The organism is Geomonas sp. Red276 (assembly GCF_054784495.1).
In genome coordinates, this window is sequence record NZ_BLXW01000002.1 from 1 (window position 1) to 23,198 (window position 23,198).

Consider the following 23,198-nt stretch of genomic DNA (forward strand, 5'->3'; position numbering starts at 1 on the left):
CCTGACTGGAACTGGAAACGATTCTTCACGGCAGCCTCCTCGGATGGAATGTGCCGTGATTATATGAACCACCTACGACGTAATATGTCGCGCTTGTCTTCCAGCGGAAGATTGGCGCTAATCAGGAAAGCTTTTGAAGGGTGTTCTGGTAGCGCACGGAAAGCCGGGTCGAAAACCCACGATCTCGTGAAGCTTTTGACGGAGGTCGGTGAGTTTGTTCCGGAACTGCTCCCCTACGAAGACCAACTGGAAGAGGTCTCAGAATACGGGGTCGCGGTCAGGTACCCTAATGGTTTCGCGGAGCCGACTCTGGACGAGTCACGAAGGGCATACGAGGCAGCCAGGAAGGTACCAGAGTTAGTACTGCAGAAGATGAATCTATAAAGAAGGAGATTTTGATGGCACAGATTAACGACAACTACCTCAAACTCAAGGCCGGCTACCTTTTCCCGGAGATCGGGCGCAGGGTCCGCGCTTTTGCCGCTGCCAACCCCGACGCCAAGGTGATCCGCCTCGGCATCGGCGACGTGACCCAGCCGCTTACCCCGGCCGTCCTCAAGGCGTTCCACGATGCGGTCGAGGATCTCGCCAAGGGCGAAACCTTCATGGGCTACGGTCCGGAGCAGGGGTACGACTTCCTGATCGACGCGATCATCGAGAAGTCCTACAAGCCGCTCGGCGTGGAGCTCAAGAACACCGAGATGTTCATCTCCGACGGTTCCAAGTGCGACTGCGCCAACATCCTCGACGTCTTCGCCCTCGACAACATCGTCGCCATCGGCGATCCGGTCTACCCGGTCTACAACGACACCAACGTCATGATCGGGCGCACCGGCGATGCCGACGAGAAGGGGTACTACCAGGGGCTCGTCTACATGCCCTGCACCGAGGCAAACGGCTTCTTCCCGGCTTACCCGAAGGAGAAGGTGGACATCATCTACCTCTGCTTCCCGAACAACCCGACCGGCGCCGTAGCCACCAAGGAGCAGCTTAAAGGGTGGGTCGATTACGCCCTGGCCAACAACTCAATCATCCTCTTCGACGCCGCCTACGAGGCCTTCATCACCGACCCGACCATCCCGCACTCCATCTACGAGGTCGAGGGGGCCAAGAAGTGCGCCATCGAGTTCCGCTCCTTCTCCAAGACGGCCGGCTTCACCGGCGTCCGCTGCGGCCTGGTGGTCGTCCCCGAGGAGCTGGAAGGGACCACCTCCACCGGCGAGAAGTACAGCGTGAACAAGCTCTGGCTCCGCCGCCAGACCACCAAGTTCAACGGTGCCTCCTACCCGGTCCAGAAGGCCGCCGCCGCCGTCTACACCGAAGAAGGGTGGAAAGAGACCAAGGCGGTAATCGACTACTACATGGAGAACGCCCGCATCATCCGCGAGGGGCTGGCTGCCGCCGGCCTGACCGTGTACGGCGGCGTGAACGCTCCCTACATCTGGCTCAAGACCCCCGACGGGATGAGCTCCTGGGATTTCTTCGACAAGCTCCTCAACGAGTGCAACGTGGTCGGCACCCCGGGGAGCGGCTTCGGCCCGAGCGGGGAAGGCTTCTTCCGTCTCTCCGCCTTCGGCAACCGCGACAACGTCATCGAGGCCGTGGAGAGGATCAAGAGAAACCTGAAATAGCAGTAACCACCGGTTGCCCCACCAGGGCGGCCCCGACAAAGGGCCGCCTTTTTTTATGGCTTTCCCCGGCAGGCTCGTAATTTTTAATTAACCTTGTGGCAGCAGCCGCCCGAAAAGATGGCGAGGAGGATTTGTCATGGAAATCGTGGAGTGGAACGATGCACTGCTGCTGGGGTGCCAGGAAATCGACTCCCACCACCGGAAGCTGGTAGGGATCCTCGGCAAGGTTCATCAGGACTTTCTGGACGGGACGATAGATATGGGACCGGTGCTGGACGAATTGCAGGAGTATGCGAAGTACCACTTCCGGAGTGAAGAACTTTGGATGCTCGACGGAGTGTATCCTGAAATAAGCGCTCATAGAAGGGAACATTCCTTTTTCCTGGGCAAGGTGCGGGGGCTTCAGAAGGAATACGATCACGGAGTCCAGTACCTGTCCTTGGAAATGATCACCTTCCTGGAGGAGTGGATCACCAATCACATAAAAAAGATGGATGTCACCTTGGCCTGCCACATCCTCACCGGTCCTTCGGCGGCGTGGTCTGGCGGGGTAAACTGAGTTCGGCCATGGTGACCTCCCCCTCGCTCGGGGGAGGTCCCATGCCCCGTGCTACCTTCCTAATTCCCCTATTTACCTACCATTCTCATCAGCTCCCGGTTGAAGGCCGGTAAATCACCCGGCTCACGAGAGGTGATCAAGTTGCCGTCGACCACGACCTCGGTATCCTCGTACCGGGCTCCAGATTCACGCAATTCGGTGACTACCGTTTTGTAGCACGTTGCCCTCCGCCCGCGCAGGAGCCCGGCCGAGATGAGTATCTGGGGACCGTGGCAGATGGCGGCCACCGGTTTCCCCTCGGTCAGGAATGTCCTGGCTATTTCCTGGACCTTCGGGATGCCCCGAATGGCTGCGGGTGCCTTGCCGCCCGGGAGGATGAGGACATCGTAGTCATCAGGCGATATTTCGGAGAAGATCTTGGTCACCGGCACTTCGTACCCGTGTTTCCCGCGGATGGCGTCCCGTTTTTCGGAGGCTACCTCCACGTTGAACCCGGCCTCGCGCAGACGGTACAGGGGGACGAGCAATTCGGTATCTTCGAAATCGTTGGCACTGAGAATCAGAACGTTCTTGGCTGTCATGTGAACCTCCGTTCTTTGCTGTTGGAATGACGTGGAAACTTAAACAGCGGCACTTGCCGCTGGTTAGATTTTACCAAGAAGAAGCCAGGAAGGGGTACAAATTTGGCTTCCCTCTGCATGACATAGGGCCGAGCAAAAAAGTACCGCTGAAAGTCAATATCAAAAAAGCGGGATGTCTGGTAGAGTATAGGGAACGAGTCGCAGAAACAGCATGGCAACACACAGACAGAGGGTGAACCGATGATAGGATTTGTGGAGTGGACGTTGGCAGTAACCTTGGCAGCTTCGGTCGCACTGGTCATTGCCCAGTGCAGGTCCTACTACAAGGCGAAATATTAACCACTGCGGGTGGCCCTGCAGGTGTCATAACCAACAAAGCCGGATCCGAAAGATCCGGCTTTGCCGTTTCTGGAATTTGGAGAGTTCTGCCGGCCGTCAATCCATTTCGAGGCAGACGGCATCGCAGGCCGGATCCCCCGGATAGGCCCAGCTTTCCTCGGCGATCAGTCCGAAACGGCTGATCATCTCGTGCAGGGTCTGCCAGAGCACCGGCTTGGCCACGAACCCGTCGCATCCCTCGTTTTCGAGCGCCTGTAACATGTGCTCAGGGCTGTGGCTGGCGGTAACCATGATGATTACCGACCGTCGAGCGTCGTGGCGCTTTTCGGCGGCCCTGATGGTATGCAGCGCCTCCAGACCGTCCATCTCGGGCATCACGATGTCCATGCAGATGAGATCGAAGGGATCTTCGGCCGCGAGAGCTTCCTCCACGGCCCAAACGCCCTCGGCCCCGTTGACAGCCATGAAGGTCTCGCCAAGACCGTGGAGCATGGCATCCAGGATGAGACGGTTAATCTCCAAATCGTCGACGATGAGTATTTTCACGGCGTATTCACCCGTTTTCGGTCGATCTCGGCCTGGCGAATGAAGGTTGCTTCTATGTCACAGGCTTTGAAGGACAGGTCGGTTAAACCGAGGAAGCGGGGACCACCTTCCACCTTGTTTTCGATCATGGAGAAGGGGCCCGGGCGTTCCTCTCTGAACTCCTCGGAAAGCATGTCGAGGCTGACAGTCACCCCGCCATAGAGAACGTTGCGGACATTGATCTTGGGATTGGCTTCAGGGTAGACGCGGCTGCGAATGTCCCTGATCCGTCCGGCGACGACGGCCCGCTCTTTGAGGCATTCGTCCCGGCCGTTCTTGGAGAGTTCCAGATCCTTCTGGCGGTTGGCAATCTCCTTGAGATCCTCGAAGCAGCGGGAGATCTCCTCGAGGTCGCGGTAGTTGATGCCGACCACGACCCGGGTATGAAGTGAGGTTACGCTCCCCAGCGTGCCGACATCGACGCCGCCCAGGGCGACGCACTCGCCCCCGACGATGCCGCGCTTGGTGACCCGCACGGCACCGAGACACTTGATGCCGCAAAGGCGGATCTCGGACTCCACCAGCACGTCCCCCTTCACCTCCACCTTGGTCTCGTAGATGAAGTTCGCCTTGAGGTTGCCACCGCAGCGGATTTCACCGCTTCCCTGGCCGTTCATACCGCAAAAGACGATGTCCCCCTCCGAGATGACGCTGCAGGCACCTATGTTGCCCGCGACCTTGATCCCCTTGCTGGCGGACACCTTGAAGCCGTCGAGAATGTCCCCGGTGACCTCGAGATAGCCGTTGAAATTGATGTTGCCGATCTTGAAGTCGACGTTGCCGCGCACTTCGTAGACGTCTTCGACCGAGATCTCGTTCCCCTGCAGGAACACGCGGCCGGAACCGGTGGCCAGGATGGTGACGCCGTCATCGGCCACGGCGACGTTCTTGCCGAGTTTCACGACCATCGGCTTACCGGGGGGCGCAGGGATCTCGGTGCCGAATACCGTCATGCCGGGAATGCCATCACCGGCCGGCAAAACGGTGGCTACCACGTCGCCGGTCTCGACGTTGATGAATTCCTGGACCTGGTGGAAGTCGACGACGTTTTCGCTCTCCTGGCTTTCCTCCGTACCCCTTCCACTCCCGGTGGAAAGGGCAATCCGGCCGTCCTCTCCGGGGACCATCGGGGTGCCCAGGGCGAGGACCAGCCCCTCGATGGCCCGGTTCTCCTGGGCGTGGACAAGGAGTTGCTCGACCGCCTCTTCAAGGATGCTGGTTTCGAGACCGGAATCGGTGAGGAAATTGGACAGGTCTTTCTCGGAGAGGAAAGGGCCTTCACCGGGCTGATAGGACGCGAGACAGGTGGAATGATCGGGAGCAAACGAGAGCTCCAGCCTGAAACCGGGTCCGGTCAGGTCCAGCCGCTTGGCTAACGTGCTTTCAGTCGTGGCTGGGGTCATAAGAACCTGCCCAATGAGAGAAATCGCCTTCCTTACGGCTCTCATATCGGCATCGGAGTGCTCTTCTTTAGTAAATTAGTGATTTAGGGGGGAGGCCGCCCTGTGGGAGGTGGAACGAACGGGCAAGGCGGGCCTGGCGTACAGGGGGAAGAGCGCCATGGGGGCACCACCCGGGAGAATGGGTTAGACAAAGAAGGAGAAATGGGGTAAGGGAAGCGTATGAAATGGCAGGTCTACATGATTCTCTGTTCGGACGCCAGCCTCTATACCGGCATCACGACCGATGTGGAGCGGCGCTTCAACGAGCACGCCACCGGACGCGGCGCGAAGTACTTCCGCGGCCGCCGTCCGGAGCGCCTGGTTTACCTCGAGGCGGGGCATGACCGCAGCTCGGCCAGCAAGAGAGAGTCCCACCTGAAAAGCCTCACCCGGCGCGAGAAGGATCGAATGATCGCCGCGCCGGAGAACGTTGCCGGCACCGTTTTTCCCTCCCCCATCCCACCGATCACCTGAGCGGCTTCCCCGCCACCTTTTCACGAAGATAGCGATCAATGGCGGCGGAAGCGCGCTTGCCGTCTCCCATGGCAAGGATGACGGTGGCGCCTCCCCGCACGATATCGCCGCCGGCAAAGACGCCGGGGATGCTGGTCTGTCCGTGCTCGTCGACGGTGATATTCCCCCACTTGTTGAGGGAGAGGTCGGGGGCGGTGGCGGTCAAGAGCGGATTGGCCGAGGTGCCGACGGCATTCACCACGATTCCGGCGGGCAGGACGAATTCGCTGCCCGGAACGGCAACCGGGCGGCGGCGCCCCGATTGGTCAGGCTCACCCAACGTCATCCGCATGCATTTCAATCCCCCAACCCACCCCTCCGACGTCGGGACGATCTCGGTCGGAGCGGTCAGCATGACGAACTCCACCCCTTCCTCCTTGGCGTGCTTGATCTCCTCGACCCGGGCGGGCATCTCTTCCTCACCGCGGCGGTAGACGATCATCGCCCGCTTGGCACCGAGCCTCCGCGCAGTCCTTACGCAATCCATGGCGGTATTCCCCCCGCCGATGACCGCCACTTGAGAGGCCTTGAGGATGGGGGTAGCGGCGCCTTCGTGCCGACCCGCCTCCATCAGGTTGATCCGGGTGAGGTACTCGTTGGCCGCATAGACTCCCTTGAGGTTTTCCCCGGGGATGCCGAGCATGATCGGGAGCCCGGCGCCGTTGGCGATGAAGACGGCATGGAAGGTACGGCTGAGATCGGCGAGGGAGAGGGTCTTACCGATGATGACGTTGCACTCAATGGTAACGCCGAGGGACGTGAGGATGCGGACCTCGCGGTCGATGATCTCCTTGGGGAGCCGGAATTCGGGAATCCCGTAGCGGAGCACGCCGCCGGTATCGTGCAGCGCCTCGTAGATGGTCACGGCATGTCCCATCCGGGAAAGTTCCCCGGCGGCGGTCAGGCCGGCCGGCCCGCAACCGATGACGGCCACGGAAAAGCCGCTTTGGGCCGGTGGGGCGATCGGGGGAAGTTCATCGGGATGAGCCATCGCCCAGTCGGCAACGTAGCGTTCAAGGTAACCTATGGCGACCGGTTCACCTTTCACCTTGCGGACGCAAAGCGCCTCGCACTGGGTCTCCTGCGGGCACACCCTGCCGCAGACGGCGGGAAGGGCGTTATCCCCCCTGAGAATGGTAGCGGCCTTGGGAAGTTCGCCCTCGGCGAGAGCGCCGACGAATTCCGGGATGGAGACGGCGACCGGGCAGCCGTTGACGCACGGCCGATGCTTGCACTGCAGGCAGCGCCGGGCCTCCAGGAGCGACTGCTCGTGGCTTAGCCCCCGGTTCACTTCCTCGAAGTTGCCGCTGCGGACCACGGCCGGGAGTTCCGGCATCTCGGCGCGGTTGATGGCCATACGTTCTTTCGCAGAGAGGGAATTGGTCATGATTGCACCTCCTGAGAAAGTTTGCATTTGGCGGCGGCCAAGCTGGCCGCCTCCTGGTCGCGGTAGCAACGAAGCCGGTCGCCCAGGGAGTCGAAATCGACCAGGTGGGCGTCGAACTCGGGACCGTCGACGCAGGCGAATTTGGTCTCGTTACCGACCCGTACCCGGCAGCCGCCGCACATCCCGGTGCCGTCGATCATGATGGGATTCAGGCTGGCGATGGTCTCGATCCTGTAGGGGCGGGTCACCTCAGCGACCGCTTTCATCATGGGGACCGGGCCGACTGCGAAGACGGCATCGGGGCGCTGGCCGGGATCGGCGATGAGCCCCGTCAAGGCGGCGGTCACCAGGCCACGTTCACCGAGAGAGCCATCCTCGGTGGTGATCAGCAGGGTTTCCGACAGCGGGCGAAGCTCGTCTGCCAGGATGATGAACCGTTCGGACCGGCCACCGATGATGGTGGTGATCCTGTTCCCGGCCGCTGCCAGCGCCTTGACCAGCGGGAAAAGGACGGCGGTGCCTACCCCTCCGCCCACGCAGGCGACGCGCCCCCAGCTGCGGATCTCGGTCGGCATGCCAAGAGGGCCCGCCACGTCCCGGAGAAAGCCGCCGGGCGCGGTATGGACGATATTGAGGGTGGAGGCGCCGACCGCCTGAACGAAAAGGGTAATGGTGCCCTTCTCGGCGTCCGCATCGCCGATGGTCAGCGGGATGCGTTCCTCCCCCGGGGCGAGTCGAACGATGACGAACTGGCCGGGCTTCCTTGCACGGGCGATGAGGGGGGCGGAAACCACCATCTTGTGGAGGTTCTCCGCCAGGATCTCGTTGCTGATCACTTGGAACATCGGTCTCACCTGTGGAATAGGATAGAAAGCTATGGCTTTAAAATAGCAGCAGGGGACGAAGAGGCAAGGACGTATACGGCGTATACCGAGGCCCAGGCAAAAACCGTCATGTAGCGGCGGGAATAACCGCGGAGGAGCCTATGCAGGCTGGGTGAAATCGGTATTGTGTCACCGGAATAAAAGCGAATTCCGGGGACACAATACTTATGTCGTGGCGCTGGGGGAGCTGGGCTTATTTTTGCGGAGTGGTGGCGGGTTGGACGCGGAAGGTTGCGCAGAGGATGCCGGCGAAGATGAGAACGATGCCGGCTACGTGGAACACCCGGAGCCGTTCGCCCAAAAAGAGAACGGCCAGCATGGTGCTGAAAGCGGGCATGAGGTGGATGAATTGGCCTCCGAGGTGGGCGCCGACGCTGCGCAGGCCGCTGGTCCAGGCGGAGAAGGCCACTACCGAGGCGAGAATGCCGACGTAGCCTATGCTGAGGATGGTGGCGGTGTTGAGGGTGAGGAAGCGGCCGCAAGCGAGCTCCCAGGCGTAGAAGGGGGTGAGGAAGATGAGCCCGGCAATGGAGATGGCGAAGAGGAAGACGAAGGGGTTCAGTCCGGCCGGGAATTTCCTGAGAAGCACGGAGTAGAGGGCCCATACTACGGCAGCGACAAGGACCAGTAGGTCCCCGCGGTTGAAATGGAGCGTGAGGAGCCGGGTAACGTCGCCCTGAAGGATGATGGCGGCAACGCCGCAGAGGGAGAGGGCGATACCGAGGTGCTGGCGCAGGGAGACCCGCTGGGAGAAGATGATGCGGGCGAACATCAGGATGAAGACCGGGATGGCCGAGTTGACCAGGGCGGCGTTGATGGCCGTCGTGTAGTGCATCGCGGTGTAGATGAGGAAGTTGAAGAGGGTGACCGAGAAGAGGCCGCAAAGGGAGATAAAGCCGAGGTTTCCCCGGATGATTGGCCACTCCTTGCGCAGTCTCGGCAGGGCAATGGGGGCGAGCACGACGAGGGCGATGACCCAACGCCAGAAGACGAAGCCGGCGGGGGGAATGACCGCATTCATGGCGCGGCTGATGACGAAGTTCCCGGACCAGATAAGGGCGCTCAGGGTAAGAAGGAGGTAAGGCATGGGACCTGTCGCTTGCGAGAGAGTGGGATGAGGTGCAGGCGCTAAGTTGTCTTAAGAGGGGAGGGAAGTCAAGAGGAAGGTGAGTATACGGCCAGTAGTGGGGCGGGCGCGTAGGGTGGGCAGCCCTCTGCCCACCATTCCCTGACGGACGTCCGACCCGCGTGGGCACGGGGTGCCCACCCTACCCAAGGGGGGAGAGTGGGCAAAGAAGGGGAGAGTCAGAATTCCTGCGACATGGCCTTCACCTGGCCGGCGGTGAAGACGGGGCCGTCTTTGCAGACGTAGACGTTGCCGACGTTGCAGCGGCCGCACTTGCCGACGCCGCACTTCATCCTGTTTTCCAAGGTGGTGTAGATGGCGTCGTCGGTGAAGCCGAGGCGCTCGAGTACCGGGAGGGTGAACTTGATCATGATGGGGGGGCCGCAGACGAGCGCAATGGCGTTCTCGGCGCTGGGAGCGGCCTCCTCGAGGACAGAAGGGACGAAGCCTACCTTGCCGTCGAAGTTGGGCCCGTTGCCGCCGGGATCGACGCATTTCACCAGCCGGACATCGGAGCGCTCCTGCCACTCGGCCAGCTCCCGCTTGTACACGAGGTCCGCCTCGGAACGGGCGCCGTAGACGATGGTGATATCACCGAACTTGTCGCGGAGGTCGAGGCAGTTCCAGATCACGGTCCTAAGCGGCGGAAGGGCGATGCCGCCGGCGATGAAGACGAGGTTCTTGCCGTAGAAGTCCTCGATGGGGAAGGAGTTGCCGTAGGGGCCGCGAACGCCGATGGTGTCGCCGACCTCGAGCCTGCGAAGCTCCTCGGTGACCCTGCCGACGCTCCGGAAGCAGCACTCGATGTACCCTTTCCTGGTCGGTGCCGAGGCGATGCAGAAGGTCGACTCTCCGGCGCCGAAGGCCGAGTACTCGGCGAACTGACCGGCACGGAAGGAGAAGTTCTCCCTGACGCTCTCGTCCTGGAACACCAGGCGGAACGTCCTGACGTCCGGCGTCTCATCGACGATGGCTTCGATGGTTGCGAGGTTGGGAAGGTATATGTTCTTCGACTGGCACATGTCTTTGCCTCAAAACTTCCCCCCTCGGTAAAAGGGGGGCCAGGGGGATTTTTCGCTTTACAGGTGACGGGGGAAATCCCCCCAAATCGCCATTTTTCAAAGGGGAACTTTGTCAGACGGCCTTGGAGTTGATCCTATTGAGGATATCCCCGATATCGATTCCGACCGGACAGGCCCTGATGCAGCGGCCGCAGCCGGTGCAGAGGGTCTTGCCGAACTTGTCGTCGTAGTACTTGAACTTGTGCATGATCCGGTTCCGGTAGCGCTTGTTCTGGATGTCGCGCGGATTGTGCCCGGAAGCGTGGTTGGTGAATTTGCCGAAGCCGCAGGCGTCCCAGTGTTTGCGGCGGGTGCCATGGTCGGGAGTCCCCTCGTCGTTGATGTCGAAGCAGTGGCAGGCGGGGCAGATGAAGGCACAGGCGCCACAGCCGAGACAGACGTCGGCGATGCTCTGCCAGAGGGGATCCTCGAAGTGAGTGTTGAGCCACTCCTTGATCTTGGCCAGATCCAGTTTCGCGGTGTCGGGATTTGCCAAGGGGGCCGCATCGGCGGCAGGGCCGTCCTTGAAAAAGGAGCCGTGGGCGCTCACCAGCTTCTCTCCCTTTTCGGTGACCGCGTTGCAGGCGTAGGAGCCGTCTTTCATCGGGGTCAGGAAGAGATCGCTCCCGGCCGGGGAGTCGGGGGCGTAGCCGACCGCGGTGCAGAAGCAGGCGTCGTCGCAGCTCGTGCAGGCGATGCCGACGAGGGTGCTCTTCCTGCGGCGCTCGAGGTAGAACTCGTCGTTGTAGTCCCAGGAGAAGACGGCGTCGAGGATGGAGGGGGAGCCGGCGTCGCAGGGGAGGGCACCGATGAGAACGGCTTCGGGGAAGGAGGTGCGGTCCACGTCCTTCACCTTGGTGACCCCGTCCTCCTTCCCGTAGGCGAGGATGTCCTCGCAGATGGGGAAGAAGAGCTCCTTGGAGGAGCGGCGGGGTAGGGCGCCGAGCTTCAGGTCGGAGCCGTGGGCGAGCGGCTGGTAGAGGACCATGGAGCCGGCCTCCTTCGGGCCCACCACCAGCTTGGACTCCTTCACAAGGGCGTCGATCAGGCTGCGGAGATTCGCTTCAGTAATAATCTGCGGCATAAAGGGACTCTCTGGACCCCATCCTCACCCTGTCCCTCCCCTTGAAGGGGAGGGTACGAGAGGAAGCAGGGTATTTTTGAAATCGATGACACCTGTTGTTTCACGCTTGTCCCATCTGAATCCGGCGCTCCCTCCCCTTCAAGGGGAGGGCAGGGGTGAGGATGGGGTTGACGCCAGCTATTTGATAAACGACTGGTCGTCGTCTTCCTTGTACTGGTTGAGCGGCCCCTTTTCCTGGGGGGCCATGGACGCCTCGTAGTCGTACAGTTCCTTCAGCTCCTGGGCCATCCGGCGATTGAGGAGGTTCAGGGGAATGTCCATCGGGCAGGAACGTTCGCACTCGGCGCACCCAGCGCAGCGCCCGGCCAGGTGCATGGCGCGCACGATGTGCCACGCGGTATTGCCGGCCGGACGGGGAGACGATTCCACCGCCTGGGGGCGGTTCTTATCGCACAGGCACTGCTCGCAGTAGCAGAAGGGGCAGACCTGGCGGCAGGCCATGCAGCGGATGCAGCGGGAGAACTGCTCCTTCCAGTAGGCCCAGCGCTCGGCCTGAGGCATCGCCTCGATGCGGGCGAGCTCCTCGGCCTCCAGCGGGGTGAGCCCGTCGAGGTGGGGAAGGGTGCCGGCCACGAAATCGGCCCCCTCAGGGGCGTGCGAGGTGCACTCGCGGCACTTCTTCGCGATGGATGTCTCGGTCAGGTGCCCGTTACCGGCGGCGACGGCTCCCTGGACACCCGCACAGTTGATCCCGATGATGAAGAGGTCGTCCCGCTTGATCTGCGATTCGCCCATCAGGCCGGCCAGCGCCCGCAGGTCGCACCCCTTGGCGACGATGCCGATCTTTCCGCCGGGAAGGATCCCCTTCTTGGCCTTGGTCAGGTAGAGGGAGAGGTTGTTGACGCAGGCGGGGGAGAAGATCAGTCTTCCCGCCTCCTCCTCGGTGGTAACCACGGCGGGAACCGCTGCCGACTTGCGGCGCCCGGGGAGGTAGCCGATCACCGCGGAGACCGCACCCTCCTTGAGGATCTTCACCGCCTGGCTGCGGATGGCCTCCGTCACGGCATCGTAGTAGGCCGGTTCGATCCCGCACCCTTTTGCTTTCTGTGCTTTAGCATTCATGAAATATCGCACCCTCTGGCGCCCGCCTCATGCGGCCGGGACGCAGGAATGAATGTGAAACGGGAAGAACCCCGGGCCTTCAGGTGATGCTGTCGTAGGCGGCTTTCAGCTCCGGCGTGGAGAGGGAGGCCGACCACTGTTCCTCGAGTTCGAGCTCCTTGAATTCCTTCATCGGCCCCATGGCACGCACCCGCTCGGTCAACTCGGTCACCACCTCGACCCATTTGCCACCCTCGGCCGCGGAGACCCAGGAGAACTGGAGCCGGTTGAGGTCGACCCCGACGAAGTCGAGCAGGGCGCGGAAGGCGGCGAAGCGGCGGCGGGCGTGGAAGTTACCGGCCATGTAGTGGCAGTCGCCCGGGTGGCAGCCGGAGACCAGCACCCCGTCGGCCCCTTTCTGGAAGGCACGCAGGATGAAGACGGGATCGATCCTGCCGGTGCAGGGAAACTTCAGCACCCGGACGTTGGGGGGATACTGCATCCGGCTGGTGCCGGCCAGGTCGGCACCGGCGTAGGTGCACCAGGTGCAGACGAAGGCGACCACCTTCGGCTCGAAATCGTGCATAAGAACTCCAAAACCAGTTCTAGGTTCTACGTTCTATGTTCTAGGTTGAAAACAAAATTGACTCGTGCCAGCCAATTCGCCCATCAACTTGAAACCAGGACGTAAAACCGCGAACTGCAGGTATTGTGTTGGGTCACTCAAGTGTCTTTCAACGTAGAACGTAGAACCTAGAACTGCAGTTAAAGACTTTCAATCATCGCCATGATCTGCTCGTCGGTATAACCGTCGAGTTCCACGGTCTTGGAGGGGCAGGTGGCCTGGCAGGTGCCGCAGCCGCCGCAGACGCCGGGATTGACGTAGGCGATCACCTTGACGACGTTCCCCTGGCGGTCCTTGATCTCTTTTTCCTCGATGGCGCCGTAGGGACAGACCTTCTTGCAGGCGAAGCAGCCGACGCAGTACTTCTCGTTGACCTTGGCCACCACCGGGTCGCGCTCCAGCTGGTCCTTGGCGAAGAGCGTCATCACCTTGGCCGCGGCGGCGGAGGCCTGCGAGACGGTGTCGGGGATATCCTTCGGGCCCTGGCAGGCGCCGGCCAGGTAGATGCCGGCGGTGGCGCACTCGACCGGCTTCAGCTTGGCGTGCGCCTCGGAGTAGAAGTTGTACTTGTCGTAGGAGATGCCGAGTTTCTGGGCCAGGAGATCCGCCCCTTCCTGCGGCTGGACGGCGGTGGCAAGCACCACCATGTCGGCCTCGATCTCCACCTGGACGCCGACCAGGGTGTCGCTCCCCATGACGATTATCTTCTCCCCCTTCTGGTACATACGGGAGACCATCCCCCTGATGTAGACCGCTTCCTCTTCCTCGACGGCGCGGCGCCAGAACTCGTCGTATCCCTTGCCGGGAGTCCTCGCGTCCATGAAGAAGACGTAGGCCTGCCCGTCATGCACCTTGTGGTGATAGAGCATGGTGTGCTTGGCGGTGTACATGCAGCAGATCTTCGAGCAGTAGGAGATCCCCTTCTCCCTGGCGCGGGAGCCGACGCACTGGATGAAGACTATCTGCTTCGGTTCCTTGCCGTCCGAGGGGCGAAGGATCTTGCCGCCGGTGGGGCCGGAGGCGGAGGCGAGACGCTCGAAGGTCATGCCGTCGATGATGTCGGGAATGGTGCCGTACCCGAACTCGCCGTACCCCTGGATCATGCTTCCTTCGGGCTTGCGGTCGATGGAGTAGAGCTTGAAGCCGGTGGCGACCACGATGGCGCCGATCGATTCCACCGTGATGGTGTCTTCCTGCTGGTAATCGACGGCGCCCGGCCCGCAGACCTTGGCGCAGACCCCGCACTTGCCGCTTTGGAACATGGTGCAGTTCTCGCGGTCGATGACGGGGGTGTTGGGTACCGCCTGCGGGAAGGGGACGTAGATGGCACTGCGCATCCCGTGCCCCTGGTCGAATTCGTTGGGGATCTTCTTCTTGGGGCACTTGGACATGCAGACGCCGCAGCCGGTGCACTTCGACTCGTCCACCGAGCGGGCCTTCTTGCGGACGGTGACCTGGAAGTTGCCGATGTACCCTTCGACCTTCTCGATCTCGGAATAGGTGTAGAGGGTGATGTTGGGATGGTTGGCGAGATCCACCATCTTCGGGGTCATGATGCACTGGGAGCAGTCGAGCGTCGGGAAGGTCTCGGAGAGCTGGGCCATGTGGCCGCCGATGGAGGGTTCGCGTTCCACGACCAGCACCTGGTGGCCGGCGTCGGCGATGTCGAGCGCGGCCTGGATGCCGGCGATGCCGCCGCCGATGACCAGCGCCTTCTTGGTGACCGGGACGGTGATGGGGGCCAGCGATTTCCCTTTCTTCACCCGCTCGACCATGAGATGGACGATGTCGGAGGCCTTGGCGGTCGCCATCTCCCGGTTCTCATGCACCCAGGAGCAGTGCTCGCGGATGTTGGCCATTTCGCAGACGTACGGGTTCAATCCAGCCGCGTCGGCCGCCTTGCGGAAGGTCTTCTCGTGCATGCGCGGGCTGCAGGCCGCCACCACCACGCCGGTCAGGTCGTGCTCGGCGATCGCCTTCTTCAAAAGGTTCTGGCCCGGGTCGGAGCACATGTACTTGTAGTCGCACGAGAATGCGACCCCGGGGATCTTCCCGGCGGCTTCCGCTACCCGTTCCACATCCACCGTGCGGGAGATGTTCTCGCCGCAGTGGCACACAAAAACACCGATTCTAGACATAGGTTCCTCAGGAGATGATTAAGCAACTTCTCCCTTTCCTTCAGGAGAGGGTACTCGTAGGTCGCGTTGAACAGCTTCATCGTGAAACGCGACGCTTGCCTTGACGGCCGGCAGCCACGTCGCGTTTCGTTCCTCGACGCGACCTACGTCTGCTATAGGGTCGAAGGAAGAGGCCAAAATTAGATAAGCTGTTTTTCCCTCAAAAGGGGCCGCGGGTCGATGATGACGCTGTCGAAGCCGAGGTCCGTGGAAGGGACGCCCAGGGCCAGCGCCACCAGCTGGGTGAAGTAGAAGATCGGCAGCTCGTAGCTCGCGCGGTTGTTGCTCTCGATGCTCTCCTGCCGGATGTCGAGGTTGCCGTGGCAGAGCGGGCAGGCGACCATGATGCAGTCGGCTTGGGCGAACTGGGCCGAATCGAGGATCGCGTTGGAGAGCTTCATGACCACGCCGGGGCGGGAGAGGGTGAAGTTGGCGCCGCAGCACTCCATCCGGTGGGACCACTGGACCGGCTCGGCGCCCAGCGCGCGGAGGATGTCCTCCATGATGCTCGGATCCTCGCAGTCGTCCAGTTCCGGCACCTCGGGGGGGCGCGTCAGGAGGCAGCCGTAGTAGCAGGCGACCTTCAGCCCCAAGAGCGGCTTCTTCACGCTCTCCTCGAGCTTGGCGAGGCCGTATTCGCGGGCCAGGATCTCCAGGATGTGCTTGACCGGCTTGTCCACCGTGGCGGGGCCGTCGATGGCGGTTTCCACCTGGCGGCGACGGGTCTCGTCGTGGCCGATCTTGTGCTGGGCGTGCTTTAAGCGGGAAAAGCAGGCGGCGCAGGCGACCGCCAGGTCCCCTTCCACGCCCTTCGCCATTTCCAGGTTCTTGGCGCAGAGGGAGAGGGAAAGGAGCTCGTCCACGTTATGGGCAGGGGTGGCGCCGCAGCAGAACCAGTCCGGTACTTCTTTCAGACCCAGCCCGAGCGCCTTGAAAAGGGCGCGGGTGGAGATGTCGTACTCGCGGCCGGAGGCGTGGAGGGAGCAGCCGGGATAGTAGGAGTAGTTGAGACGTTTCTTCGGGGTCACAGTGCCTCCCCTTTCTTGCGCATCTCCTCAATCCGTTTGAAGATGCCTTCGATTTCGGCGATGTTCCGGTTCTTGCTGTGGAACATCTTGAGCTTGCCCTTGGAGAGGAGTTTCGGGCCCAGCATGAGGTCCTTGAGGAACTGCCCGCTCTTCATGTTGAAGGCGGCGCCAAGCCTCAGCTCGTACTGGCGGCCGTAGGTGCGGATGTTTTCGATGAAGAGCCGGTTGGCAAGCTGGACGTAGCTTTCCTTGGAGGGGCCGTCGGCGTCCCAGGAGAGTTTCCTGAGGGCGTCCATGATGGAGGCGAGATCGACCTTGTTGGGGCAGCGGGTGGTGCAGGTCTCGCAGGAAGCGCAGTACCAGATGGAGCGGCCGGCCAGTACGCGCTCCCACTGCCCGAGCTGGAGCAGGCGCACGATCCGGTTGGGGGGATGTTCCATGAAGGCCGACATGGGACAGCCGGCGGAGCACTTGCCGCACTGGAAGCAGCGGCGGACCGAGCTGCCGGAGAGGGATTCCACCTTCTTCACGAAACCGATGTTCATGGTCTCGTTGGAGAGGTGCATCAACTTGTTTTTCACCGCGGACCTCGTAACGTCTTTGTCTTGAGAGGGGCGCAGGGCCGCCTCCGGGGCGTGCCCCCTGCCGTGAACCGGTGCGGGAAAATCCGGCTTCAGGCCGGAAAACCCCGTGAAATCAGCTTAAATCGGGATTGTTGTAACGCTGTTTTATTTTAATATCTTCGCGCCGTTAGTAGATATACGAGAGGGGTGTGTGTTAAATTTTTGTGAAATATACGCTTTTTTAAAACAAAAAAGCAAGCATTAGTTTTACTGAAACTTGGCGGACTGGCTCTGGTGTCGCAAAAAAGCACCACTATGACTAAATTTATCTCATTTGACTTCCGGGATGGGGCAGTTGAGAGGTAAAAAGAGGCCTGCCCGGGCCCTTTAGTCAATTCCGAAAGCTAACATCAATAGCAGTGGCGGTTTTGCGTGTAAAAATCATGGCAACTGGGCCATGAGACGCCGGTTTGAAAGAGCCCGATTGGGTCCATTTTAAAACAACAAGCGGCGCGCCATTGACGTCAGCGGAAGTCCGGGCAAACTCTTTGACAGTGACCGATAAATAGATTAGCTTTAACGATCCCTTAGATTCTCCACCGAGGTGTCGCATCAGCGAAAAGAAGAGATTATACGGCTACATGCTGACCTGCAGGTGGTCCTACCTGGCGGGCGCTCTGCTGCTGGTGGGAACCAACCTCTGCGGGCTCGCGATCCCGTGGCTGATGAAGCTCGCCATCGAGGGGTTGCAGCACCCCGCGTCGGTTCGTTTCACCCCCGCCCAGTACGCCGCGATGATCGCGTTGGCGGCGGCCTGCCAGGGCATCATCCGGGTCTTCTCGCGCACCACGCTCCTCAACGCGGGCCGGCGCATCGAGTACCTGCTGCGGGAGGATCTGTACGGGAAGCTTCTCACCCTCGACCTTGCCTACTTCTCTGCCTGGCGCACCGGCGACATTCTCTCGCGCCTGGCCAACGACCTGACCAACGTCCGGATGCTGCTCGGCTTCGGCGTGCTGGGAACCTTCAACACGCTGGTCCTGTACGTCGCCGCGGTGATCCTGATGTCGCAGATCTCGCTTACCCTGACCGTCTGTGCCATCATCCCGTTCCCGGTGATGATCGTCATCGTGCAGCGGATGAGCGCCTCCATGTTCAAGCGGTCGAAGCACATGCAGGAGACCCTGTCGCATCTCTCTACCAGGGTGGAGGAGAACGTGTCGGCGGCCGCGGTGGTGAAGGCCTACTGCCGGGAGCAGGGGGAGATCGAGACCTTCCGCGAGGCCTGCCAGCAGTACACCGATGCGAGCCTGGAGGTGGCCAAGCTCCGCGGCGCCATGCTCCCGATCATGGCCGCCACCGGCGCGGTGGGAACCCTCATCGTCCTCTTCATGGGGGGGAGCCAGGTCATCCGGGGCACCATCACCCTGGGGGGCTTCGTCGCCTTCAACGGCTACCTGGCCATGCTGGTCTGGCCCACGGTGATGCTCGGATGGATCCTGAACCTCATGCAGCGAGGGGCGGCGTCCATGAGCAGGCTGGGAGAGATCCTGAGGGCGGAAGCGGAGGTCAACGAGCCGGCGGACCCCATCGATCCCGGCCACATCGCGGGAGAGATCGAATTCCGGGGGCTTACCTTCGGATACGGTGCGGCTCCGGTACTCCACGGCATCGACCTCAGGATCAAGCAAGGGGAGCGGATCGGGGTCGTCGGCGTGATCGGCAGCGGCAAGTCGACCCTGGTCCGGCTCATTCCCCGGCTTTTCCAGGTGCCGGAAGGGCAGCTCCTCATCGACGGGATCGACGTCAATCGGATCCCCCTCAAGCGGCTGCGCGAGGCGGTGGGATTCATTCCGCAGGAAAGCTTCCTCTTTTCCCGCACCATCGGGGCCAACATCGGTTACGGCAAGCGCGACGCGAGCAGGGAGGAAATCGAGCGCGCCGCGCGGATCGCCGGACTGGCCAAGGATATCGCGCGCTTCCCGGACAGCTACGACACGCTGGTCGGTGAGCGCGGGGTGACGCTTTCGGGGGGGCAGAAACAGCGGGTGGCCATCGCCCGGGCGCTCATCAAGGAGCCGGGGATCCTCATCCTCGACGATCCCCTTTCGGCGGTCGATGCCGACACCGAGGAGGCGATCCTCAGCGAGCTTTCGGCCTACTACGGCAAGCGGACGGTGATCATCGTATCCCACCGGCTCTCGCCGCTACGCGACTGCGACCGCATCATCGTGATGGAAGAGGGGACGATCGTGGAGCAGGGGAGCCACGACGAGCTCGTGTCCCTGGGCGGCCGCTACGCCGAGCTCCACCGGACGGAACAGTTGAAGGCGGAAATCGGGAGGATGTAATCCGCTCCCGTTGCCCTCTCCCTCCGGGAGAGTTCAGTAGGGTGGGCCCCCTGTGCCCGCGCGGATGGTTGAAGGTTCACGGTAGGCAGAGGGCTGCCCACCGTACGGAATGCGGCTCATCAAGCTCTCCCTCCCCTTCAAGGGGAGGGCTGGGGTGAGGATGGGGTTAGGCAGTAGCGAGATCAATCAAGGAGTCCCATGCATCACGGCGGCATCTACGAAGACGAGATAGTCGGCAAGATCTACGACCGGCGGCTGATGAAGCGGTTCATCGGCTACGTCATGCCGTACCGCGGCATGATCGTGATCACGCTGTTCCTGTTGCCGCTCATCGCCGCCGCCAAGCTCTCGCAACCGTACCTGCTGAAGATCGCCATCGACAACCACATCGTCACCCACAAGATGGCGGGGCTTCCCTCGGTCGCCGCCGGCTTTCTCGGCGTCATCGTCGCCGAATCCTTCCTCACCTTCGCCGAGGTCTACCTCCTCCAGTACGTCGGCCAGCAGGTCATGAACGACATCCGCGTCCAGCTTTTCACCCATCTCCAGAGGCTCTCGGCGCGCTTCTTCGACCAGACCCCGGTCGGGAGCCTGGTATCGCGGCTGACCAGCGACGTGGAGGTCTTAGGCGAGATGTTCGCCGCCGGGGTCGTCTCGGTGGTCGGCGACGTACTGGTACTGGCCGGCATCGTCGGGATCATGCTCTGGATGAACGTCCGCCTCTCCCTGGTCACCTTCTCGGTGCTGCCGGTCCTGATCTGGGCCGCCTTCGCCTTCCGGAAGTGGATGCGGGCCGCCTTCAGGCAGGTGCGGGCACGGCAGGCCAACCTCAGCTCCTTCCTGGCCGAGAACATCGGCGGTATCTCCGTCGTCCAGCTCTTCAACCGGGAGAGCGACGAGGCGGCGGAGTTCCGGCGTCTGAACGCCTCGTACATGGAGGCCAACCTTCCGGTCATCACCTGGGATGCGGCCCTGTACGCCGTGGTCGAGGCGATCTCCTCGATCGCCGTCGCGCTGATCATCTGGTACGGCGGAGGAGAGATCGTCAGGGGCACCCTCTCTTTCGGTGCCTTGGTCGCTTTCATCCAATACATCGAGAAATTCTTCTCCCCCATCCGCGACCTCTCGGCCAAGTATTCGGTCATGCAGGGCGCCATGGCATCGCTGGAACGAATCTTCACCCTGCTGGACCGCGACCCGGAGCAGGAGACGACCCTCGAGCCGGTAGCGGGAGCGCAGCCGGAGCGCCTTGGTGAAGCGCCTCGGGAGGCTGCCGCCGGAACCCACCGGGAGTCTTCGACTGGAACGCCGCAGGAGGCCTCCACCGCAACCCAGGGGGTGCCTGTCCCCGGGGTGCAGCGGGAGGAGCTCTCGATACCCGCCCGGAAAGCGCACGAGGCGATCTCCTTCAAGGACATTTGGTTCGCCTACAACGAGGAAGAATACGTCCTGAAGGGATTCTCCCTGGAAATGAAGCGCGGCGAGAAGGTGGCGCTGGTCGGGGAAACCGGTGGCGGCAAGACCACGGTCACCCGGCTTCTATCCCGCTTTTACGAGGTATCCCGGGGTGCCATCACGATCGACGGCGTCGACATCCGTCAGTTGCCGCTTCCGGCCCTTCGCCGACGCATCGGCGTGGTGCTCCAGGACCCCTACCTCTTCTCCGGAAGCGTCGCCTACAACATCTCGCTGGGCGACCCGCTGGCAGCCGAGCGCGTGGAACAGGCGGCGGCCCTGGTCGGCGCCGACCGTTTCATCCGTAACCTTCCCAACGGCTTCGACGAGGAGGTCCGGGAGCGGGGTTCGAACTTCTCGGCCGGAGAGCGCCAGCTGATCTCCTTCGCGCGCGCGGTCGCCTTCGATCCCGAGATACTGGTCCTCGACGAGGCGACCGCGAGCGTCGACCCGGCCAGCGAACACCTCATCCAGGAAGGGCTCTCCGCGCTGATGGCGGGACGGACCACCCTGGTGGTGGCCCACCGCCTCTCGACCATCCGGGATGCGGACCGGATCGTGGTCATCCATCACGGCGAAAAGGTAGAGGAAGGGACCCACGGCGAGTTGATGGAGGCACAGGGAGTCTACTACCGGCTCTACCAGTTGCAGTTCAAGGAGTAGCGCAGCATGAAGCATCTCATTCTCGGCACCGCCGGCCATATCGACCACGGCAAGACCTCGCTGGTCAAGGCCCTCACCGGCATCGATACCGATCGCCTCAAGGAGGAGAAGGCCCGCGGCATCACCATCGAGCTCGGTTTCGCCCACCTGGAGCTGCCGGGCGGTCTCCGGTTCGGGATCGTCGACGTTCCGGGCCACGAGCGTTTCGTCCGCGCCATGGTGGCCGGCGTCGGCGGGATGGATCTCGTCCTGCTGGTGATCGCGGCGGACGAGGGGATCATGCCCCAGACCCGGGAGCACCTGGAGATCTGCCAGCTCCTCGGCGTGAAACGGGGGATGGTGGTGCTCACCAAGAAAGACCTGGTGGATCCCGACTGGCTCGACCTGGTGACCGAAGAGGTCCGCGATTACCTGGCCGGAAGCTTCCTCGAGGGCGCGCCGATCATCCCCGTTTCCTCGCGGACCGGTGACGGCATCGAGGCCCTCAAGGCGGAGCTGGTAAACATGGCGGGCGAGATCGAGCAGAAGCGGGTGGATGCCCCCTTCCGCCTGCCGGTGGACCGGGTCTTCACCGTGACCGGTTTCGGCACCGTGGTGACCGGGACACTGCTGTCCGGTGCGATCTCGGTCGGTGAGGAGGTCGAGGTGCTTCCCGCCGGGCTTCCCTGCCGCGTGAGGGGGGTCCAGTCCTTCGGAGCCAAGGTGGAGAAGGGGGGCGCCGGCGAGCGGCTGGCGGTCAATCTCCAGGGCGTGGAGCATACCCAGGTGGAGCGGGGGGACGTGGTGGTCCCCAAGGGGCTCTACCGCCCGACCACGGCGGTGGACGTCAGGATCAACCACCTCGCCTCGGCGGTGAAGGAGCTGAAGCATCGGGCCACGGTCAGGCTCCATTCGGCGACCTACGAGGTGCAGGCCCAGGTTTCCCTCTTCGACCGCCCCTCGCTCGCGCCCGGCGAGTCCGCCTACGCGCAGCTGAGGCTGGCCCGTCCGGTGCTGCTTCTCCCGGGCGACCCGTTCGTGCTGAGGACCTATTCGCCGCAGGCCACCCTCGGGGGCGGGACCGTGCTCGATCCCGCGCCGCCGCGCAGGAGGAGACGGTCGGCGGAGGCGTTGGCGCTCCTGGAGGCGACCGAGGCAGGGGTGGACCAGGATCGTATCCGCCTGCTGGTGGAATCCTCGATCCTTTCCGGCATTTCCATTCAGGAGATGGTGAACCGCTCGGGGATGTCGGCCAAGCGGATCGAGGCGGCGCTGACTCCGCTGCTTTCTGCCGGCGCCATCATCCAGGTGGTGAAGGAACCCCGCATCTTCCTCGGCAAGGACGCCTTTGGCACCCTGAAGGGGCGGCTTGCCGGGGAGCTCAACGAGTACCTGGTCGATAACCCGATGCAGGAGGGGATCGGCAAGGAGGAGTTGAAATCCCGCATTCCCAAGCGGAGCGATGCCCGGTTCTTCGGTCCGGTGCTGGCCGCGATGGAGAAGGACGGGGTGGCGGTCTCGGACCGGGACCTCGTCAAGATTCCGGGACGCAAGGCCGGGGTGACGGGGGCCCAGGCGGACCTCCAGGGGATGCTGGAAGAGGCGCTCAGGAAGGGTTGGACCGAGCCTCCGACCTTGAAGGAGCTCGGCGAGCTGCTGGGGTGCGGCGAGAAGCAGGTGCTCGAGCATGCCAACATGCTGGTCCGGGGGGGGAAGTTGACCAAGGTGAAGTCCGATATCTTCTACGCGCCGGGCGCCGTCGCCGAGCTCAGGGAGAAGCTGGTCGCCTACCTCAAGGAGCACGGCGAGATCATGCCCCCGCAGTTCCGGGAGATCACGGGGTTGTCGAGAAAGTTCATGATTCCCCTCCTCGAGTATTTCGACCAGGAGAAGGTGACCATCAGGGTGGGAGACAAGAGGACGCTCCGGAGAGGGTAAAAAACTCCCTCACCCGGCCTCTTCGCAGATCTCCCCTCGCCCCCGCCGGGGGAGAGGGGAGGGGGCAGAGTCAAAACCTCCCTCGCCCGGCCTTCGGCCACCCTCTCCCCTGTAGGGGCGAGGGTA

General features: G+C 62.4%; 20 protein-coding genes. 7 read left to right on the top strand and 13 right to left on the bottom strand.

The window, feature by feature from the left end:
• From ACYVL5_RS02030 to ACYVL5_RS02040, 3 genes are all read left to right on the top strand, one after another.
• A partial coding sequence (locus tag ACYVL5_RS02030; protein ID WP_460593881.1) for a HEPN domain-containing protein occupies positions 1-384 on the top strand: 384 nt, incomplete at its 5' end.
• Between the two features lie 14 nt (positions 385-398).
• The gene (locus tag ACYVL5_RS02035) at positions 399-1,631 is read left to right on the top strand and encodes a pyridoxal phosphate-dependent aminotransferase (protein ID WP_460593882.1); all 1,233 of its coding nucleotides are present in this window, start codon (positions 399-401) and stop codon (positions 1,629-1,631) included.
• 136 nt (positions 1,632-1,767) lie between these two features.
• Complete coding sequence (locus ACYVL5_RS02040) at positions 1,768-2,190, top strand: bacteriohemerythrin (protein WP_460593883.1); 423 nt, start codon at positions 1,768-1,770, stop codon at positions 2,188-2,190.
• Between the two features lie 68 nt (positions 2,191-2,258).
• Here ACYVL5_RS02040 and ACYVL5_RS02045 read toward each other — a convergent pair whose 3' ends face one another.
• The 3 genes from ACYVL5_RS02045 to ACYVL5_RS02055 form a co-directional block, all read right to left on the bottom strand.
• Positions 2,259-2,771, bottom strand: coding sequence for a type 1 glutamine amidotransferase domain-containing protein (locus ACYVL5_RS02045; protein WP_460593884.1), 513 nt, complete (start codon positions 2,769-2,771; stop codon positions 2,259-2,261).
• A gap of 435 nt (positions 2,772-3,206) precedes the next feature.
• The gene (locus ACYVL5_RS02050; protein ID WP_460593885.1) at positions 3,207-3,656 is read right to left on the bottom strand and encodes a response regulator; all 450 of its coding nucleotides are present in this window, start codon (positions 3,654-3,656) and stop codon (positions 3,207-3,209) included.
• Positions 3,653-5,098, bottom strand: a complete 1,446-nt coding sequence (locus ACYVL5_RS02055) for a DUF342 domain-containing protein (RefSeq protein WP_460593886.1) — start codon at positions 5,096-5,098, stop codon at positions 3,653-3,655. Before ACYVL5_RS02055 ends, ACYVL5_RS02050 begins: the two co-directional genes overlap by 4 nt.
• A gap of 219 nt (positions 5,099-5,317) precedes the next feature.
• Here ACYVL5_RS02055 and ACYVL5_RS02060 point away from each other — a divergent pair, with 219 nt between their 5' ends.
• The gene (locus tag ACYVL5_RS02060; protein WP_460593887.1) at positions 5,318-5,611 is read left to right on the top strand and encodes a GIY-YIG nuclease family protein; all 294 of its coding nucleotides are present in this window, start codon (positions 5,318-5,320) and stop codon (positions 5,609-5,611) included.
• On the opposite strand, the gene gltA is transcribed toward ACYVL5_RS02060, so the two are convergent.
• The 10 genes from gltA to ACYVL5_RS02110 all read right to left on the bottom strand — a co-directional run bounded on the left by gltA (position 5,604) and on the right by ACYVL5_RS02110 (position 16,704).
• The gene (gltA, locus tag ACYVL5_RS02065) at positions 5,604-7,037 is read right to left on the bottom strand and encodes an NAD(P)-dependent oxidoreductase (protein ID WP_460593888.1); all 1,434 of its coding nucleotides are present in this window, start codon (positions 7,035-7,037) and stop codon (positions 5,604-5,606) included. The genes ACYVL5_RS02060 and gltA overlap by 8 nt on opposite strands.
• Positions 7,034-7,882: a sulfide/dihydroorotate dehydrogenase-like FAD/NAD-binding protein gene (locus ACYVL5_RS02070; RefSeq protein ID WP_460593889.1), complete on the bottom strand. Its 849-nt coding sequence runs from the start codon at positions 7,880-7,882 to the stop codon at positions 7,034-7,036. Before ACYVL5_RS02070 ends, gltA begins: the two co-directional genes overlap by 4 nt.
• Positions 7,883-8,114: 232 nt before the next feature.
• Positions 8,115-9,008 (bottom strand): DMT family transporter, encoded by an 894-nt coding sequence (locus ACYVL5_RS02075; RefSeq protein ID WP_460593890.1) that lies wholly within the window; start codon positions 9,006-9,008, stop codon positions 8,115-8,117.
• A 218-nt stretch (positions 9,009-9,226) separates the two neighbouring features.
• Positions 9,227-10,069 (bottom strand): FAD/NAD(P)-binding protein, encoded by an 843-nt coding sequence (locus ACYVL5_RS02080; RefSeq protein WP_460593891.1) that lies wholly within the window; start codon positions 10,067-10,069, stop codon positions 9,227-9,229.
• A 112-nt stretch (positions 10,070-10,181) separates the two neighbouring features.
• Positions 10,182-11,192, bottom strand: a complete 1,011-nt coding sequence (locus ACYVL5_RS02085) for a 4Fe-4S dicluster domain-containing protein (RefSeq protein WP_460593892.1) — start codon at positions 11,190-11,192, stop codon at positions 10,182-10,184.
• 177 nt (positions 11,193-11,369) lie between these two features.
• The gene (locus ACYVL5_RS02090; RefSeq protein WP_460593893.1) at positions 11,370-12,314 is read right to left on the bottom strand and encodes a Fe-S oxidoreductase; all 945 of its coding nucleotides are present in this window, start codon (positions 12,312-12,314) and stop codon (positions 11,370-11,372) included.
• Positions 12,315-12,393: 79 nt separating this feature from the next.
• Entirely contained in the window at positions 12,394-12,879 is a 486-nt protein-coding gene (locus ACYVL5_RS02095) for a hydrogenase iron-sulfur subunit (RefSeq protein WP_460593894.1), read from the bottom strand.
• Positions 12,880-13,058: 179 nt separating this feature from the next.
• Positions 13,059-15,056 (bottom strand): 4Fe-4S binding protein, encoded by a 1,998-nt coding sequence (locus ACYVL5_RS02100; protein ID WP_460593895.1) that lies wholly within the window; start codon positions 15,054-15,056, stop codon positions 13,059-13,061.
• 179 nt (positions 15,057-15,235) lie between these two features.
• Positions 15,236-16,123 (bottom strand): CoB--CoM heterodisulfide reductase iron-sulfur subunit B family protein, encoded by an 888-nt coding sequence (locus ACYVL5_RS02105; protein ID WP_460593896.1) that lies wholly within the window; start codon positions 16,121-16,123, stop codon positions 15,236-15,238.
• Positions 16,120-16,704, bottom strand: coding sequence for a 4Fe-4S dicluster domain-containing protein (locus ACYVL5_RS02110; protein WP_460593897.1), 585 nt, complete (start codon positions 16,702-16,704; stop codon positions 16,120-16,122). Before ACYVL5_RS02110 ends, ACYVL5_RS02105 begins: the two co-directional genes overlap by 4 nt.
• Before the next feature lie 623 nt (positions 16,705-17,327).
• Between ACYVL5_RS02110 and ACYVL5_RS02115 the strand changes: the two genes are divergently transcribed.
• The 3 genes from ACYVL5_RS02115 to selB all read left to right on the top strand — a co-directional run bounded on the left by ACYVL5_RS02115 (position 17,328) and on the right by selB (position 23,072).
• Positions 17,328-19,037 (top strand): ABC transporter ATP-binding protein, encoded by a 1,710-nt coding sequence (locus ACYVL5_RS02115; RefSeq protein ID WP_460593898.1) that lies wholly within the window; start codon positions 17,328-17,330, stop codon positions 19,035-19,037.
• A gap of 198 nt (positions 19,038-19,235) precedes the next feature.
• Complete coding sequence (locus ACYVL5_RS02120; RefSeq protein ID WP_460593899.1) at positions 19,236-21,155, top strand: ABC transporter ATP-binding protein; 1,920 nt, start codon at positions 19,236-19,238, stop codon at positions 21,153-21,155.
• Positions 21,156-21,161: 6 nt separating this feature from the next.
• Positions 21,162-23,072, top strand: a complete 1,911-nt coding sequence (selB, locus tag ACYVL5_RS02125) for a selenocysteine-specific translation elongation factor (RefSeq protein WP_460593900.1) — start codon at positions 21,162-21,164, stop codon at positions 23,070-23,072.
• Positions 23,073-23,198: the final 126 nt, after the last annotated feature.

What these genes read in the sequence shown, in the direction of transcription:
- ACYVL5_RS02035 (WP_460593882.1), top strand. Translation starts at nt 399, where the DNA reads ATGGCACAGATTAACGACAACTACCTCAAACTCAAGGCCGGCTACCTT.
- ACYVL5_RS02040 (WP_460593883.1), top strand. Translation starts at nt 1,768, where the DNA reads ATGGAAATCGTGGAGTGGAACGATGCACTGCTGCTGGGGTGCCAGGAA.
- ACYVL5_RS02045 (WP_460593884.1), bottom strand. Translation starts at nt 2,771, where the DNA reads ATGACAGCCAAGAACGTTCTGATTCTCAGTGCCAACGATTTCGAAGAT.
- ACYVL5_RS02055 (WP_460593886.1), bottom strand. Translation starts at nt 5,098, where the DNA reads ATGACCCCAGCCACGACTGAAAGCACGTTAGCCAAGCGGCTGGACCTG.
- ACYVL5_RS02060 (WP_460593887.1), top strand. Translation starts at nt 5,318, where the DNA reads ATGAAATGGCAGGTCTACATGATTCTCTGTTCGGACGCCAGCCTCTAT.
- gltA (WP_460593888.1), bottom strand. Translation starts at nt 7,037, where the DNA reads ATGACCAATTCCCTCTCTGCGAAAGAACGTATGGCCATCAACCGCGCC.
- ACYVL5_RS02070 (WP_460593889.1), bottom strand. Translation starts at nt 7,882, where the DNA reads ATGTTCCAAGTGATCAGCAACGAGATCCTGGCGGAGAACCTCCACAAG.
- ACYVL5_RS02075 (WP_460593890.1), bottom strand. Translation starts at nt 9,008, where the DNA reads ATGCCTTACCTCCTTCTTACCCTGAGCGCCCTTATCTGGTCCGGGAAC.
- ACYVL5_RS02080 (WP_460593891.1), bottom strand. Translation starts at nt 10,069, where the DNA reads ATGTGCCAGTCGAAGAACATATACCTTCCCAACCTCGCAACCATCGAA.
- ACYVL5_RS02085 (WP_460593892.1), bottom strand. Translation starts at nt 11,192, where the DNA reads ATGCCGCAGATTATTACTGAAGCGAATCTCCGCAGCCTGATCGACGCC.
- ACYVL5_RS02090 (WP_460593893.1), bottom strand. Translation starts at nt 12,314, where the DNA reads ATGAATGCTAAAGCACAGAAAGCAAAAGGGTGCGGGATCGAACCGGCC.
- ACYVL5_RS02095 (WP_460593894.1), bottom strand. Translation starts at nt 12,879, where the DNA reads ATGCACGATTTCGAGCCGAAGGTGGTCGCCTTCGTCTGCACCTGGTGC.
- ACYVL5_RS02100 (WP_460593895.1), bottom strand. Translation starts at nt 15,056, where the DNA reads ATGTCTAGAATCGGTGTTTTTGTGTGCCACTGCGGCGAGAACATCTCC.
- ACYVL5_RS02115 (WP_460593898.1), top strand. Translation starts at nt 17,328, where the DNA reads ATGCTGACCTGCAGGTGGTCCTACCTGGCGGGCGCTCTGCTGCTGGTG.
- ACYVL5_RS02120 (WP_460593899.1), top strand. Translation starts at nt 19,236, where the DNA reads ATGCATCACGGCGGCATCTACGAAGACGAGATAGTCGGCAAGATCTAC.
- selB (WP_460593900.1), top strand. Translation starts at nt 21,162, where the DNA reads ATGAAGCATCTCATTCTCGGCACCGCCGGCCATATCGACCACGGCAAG.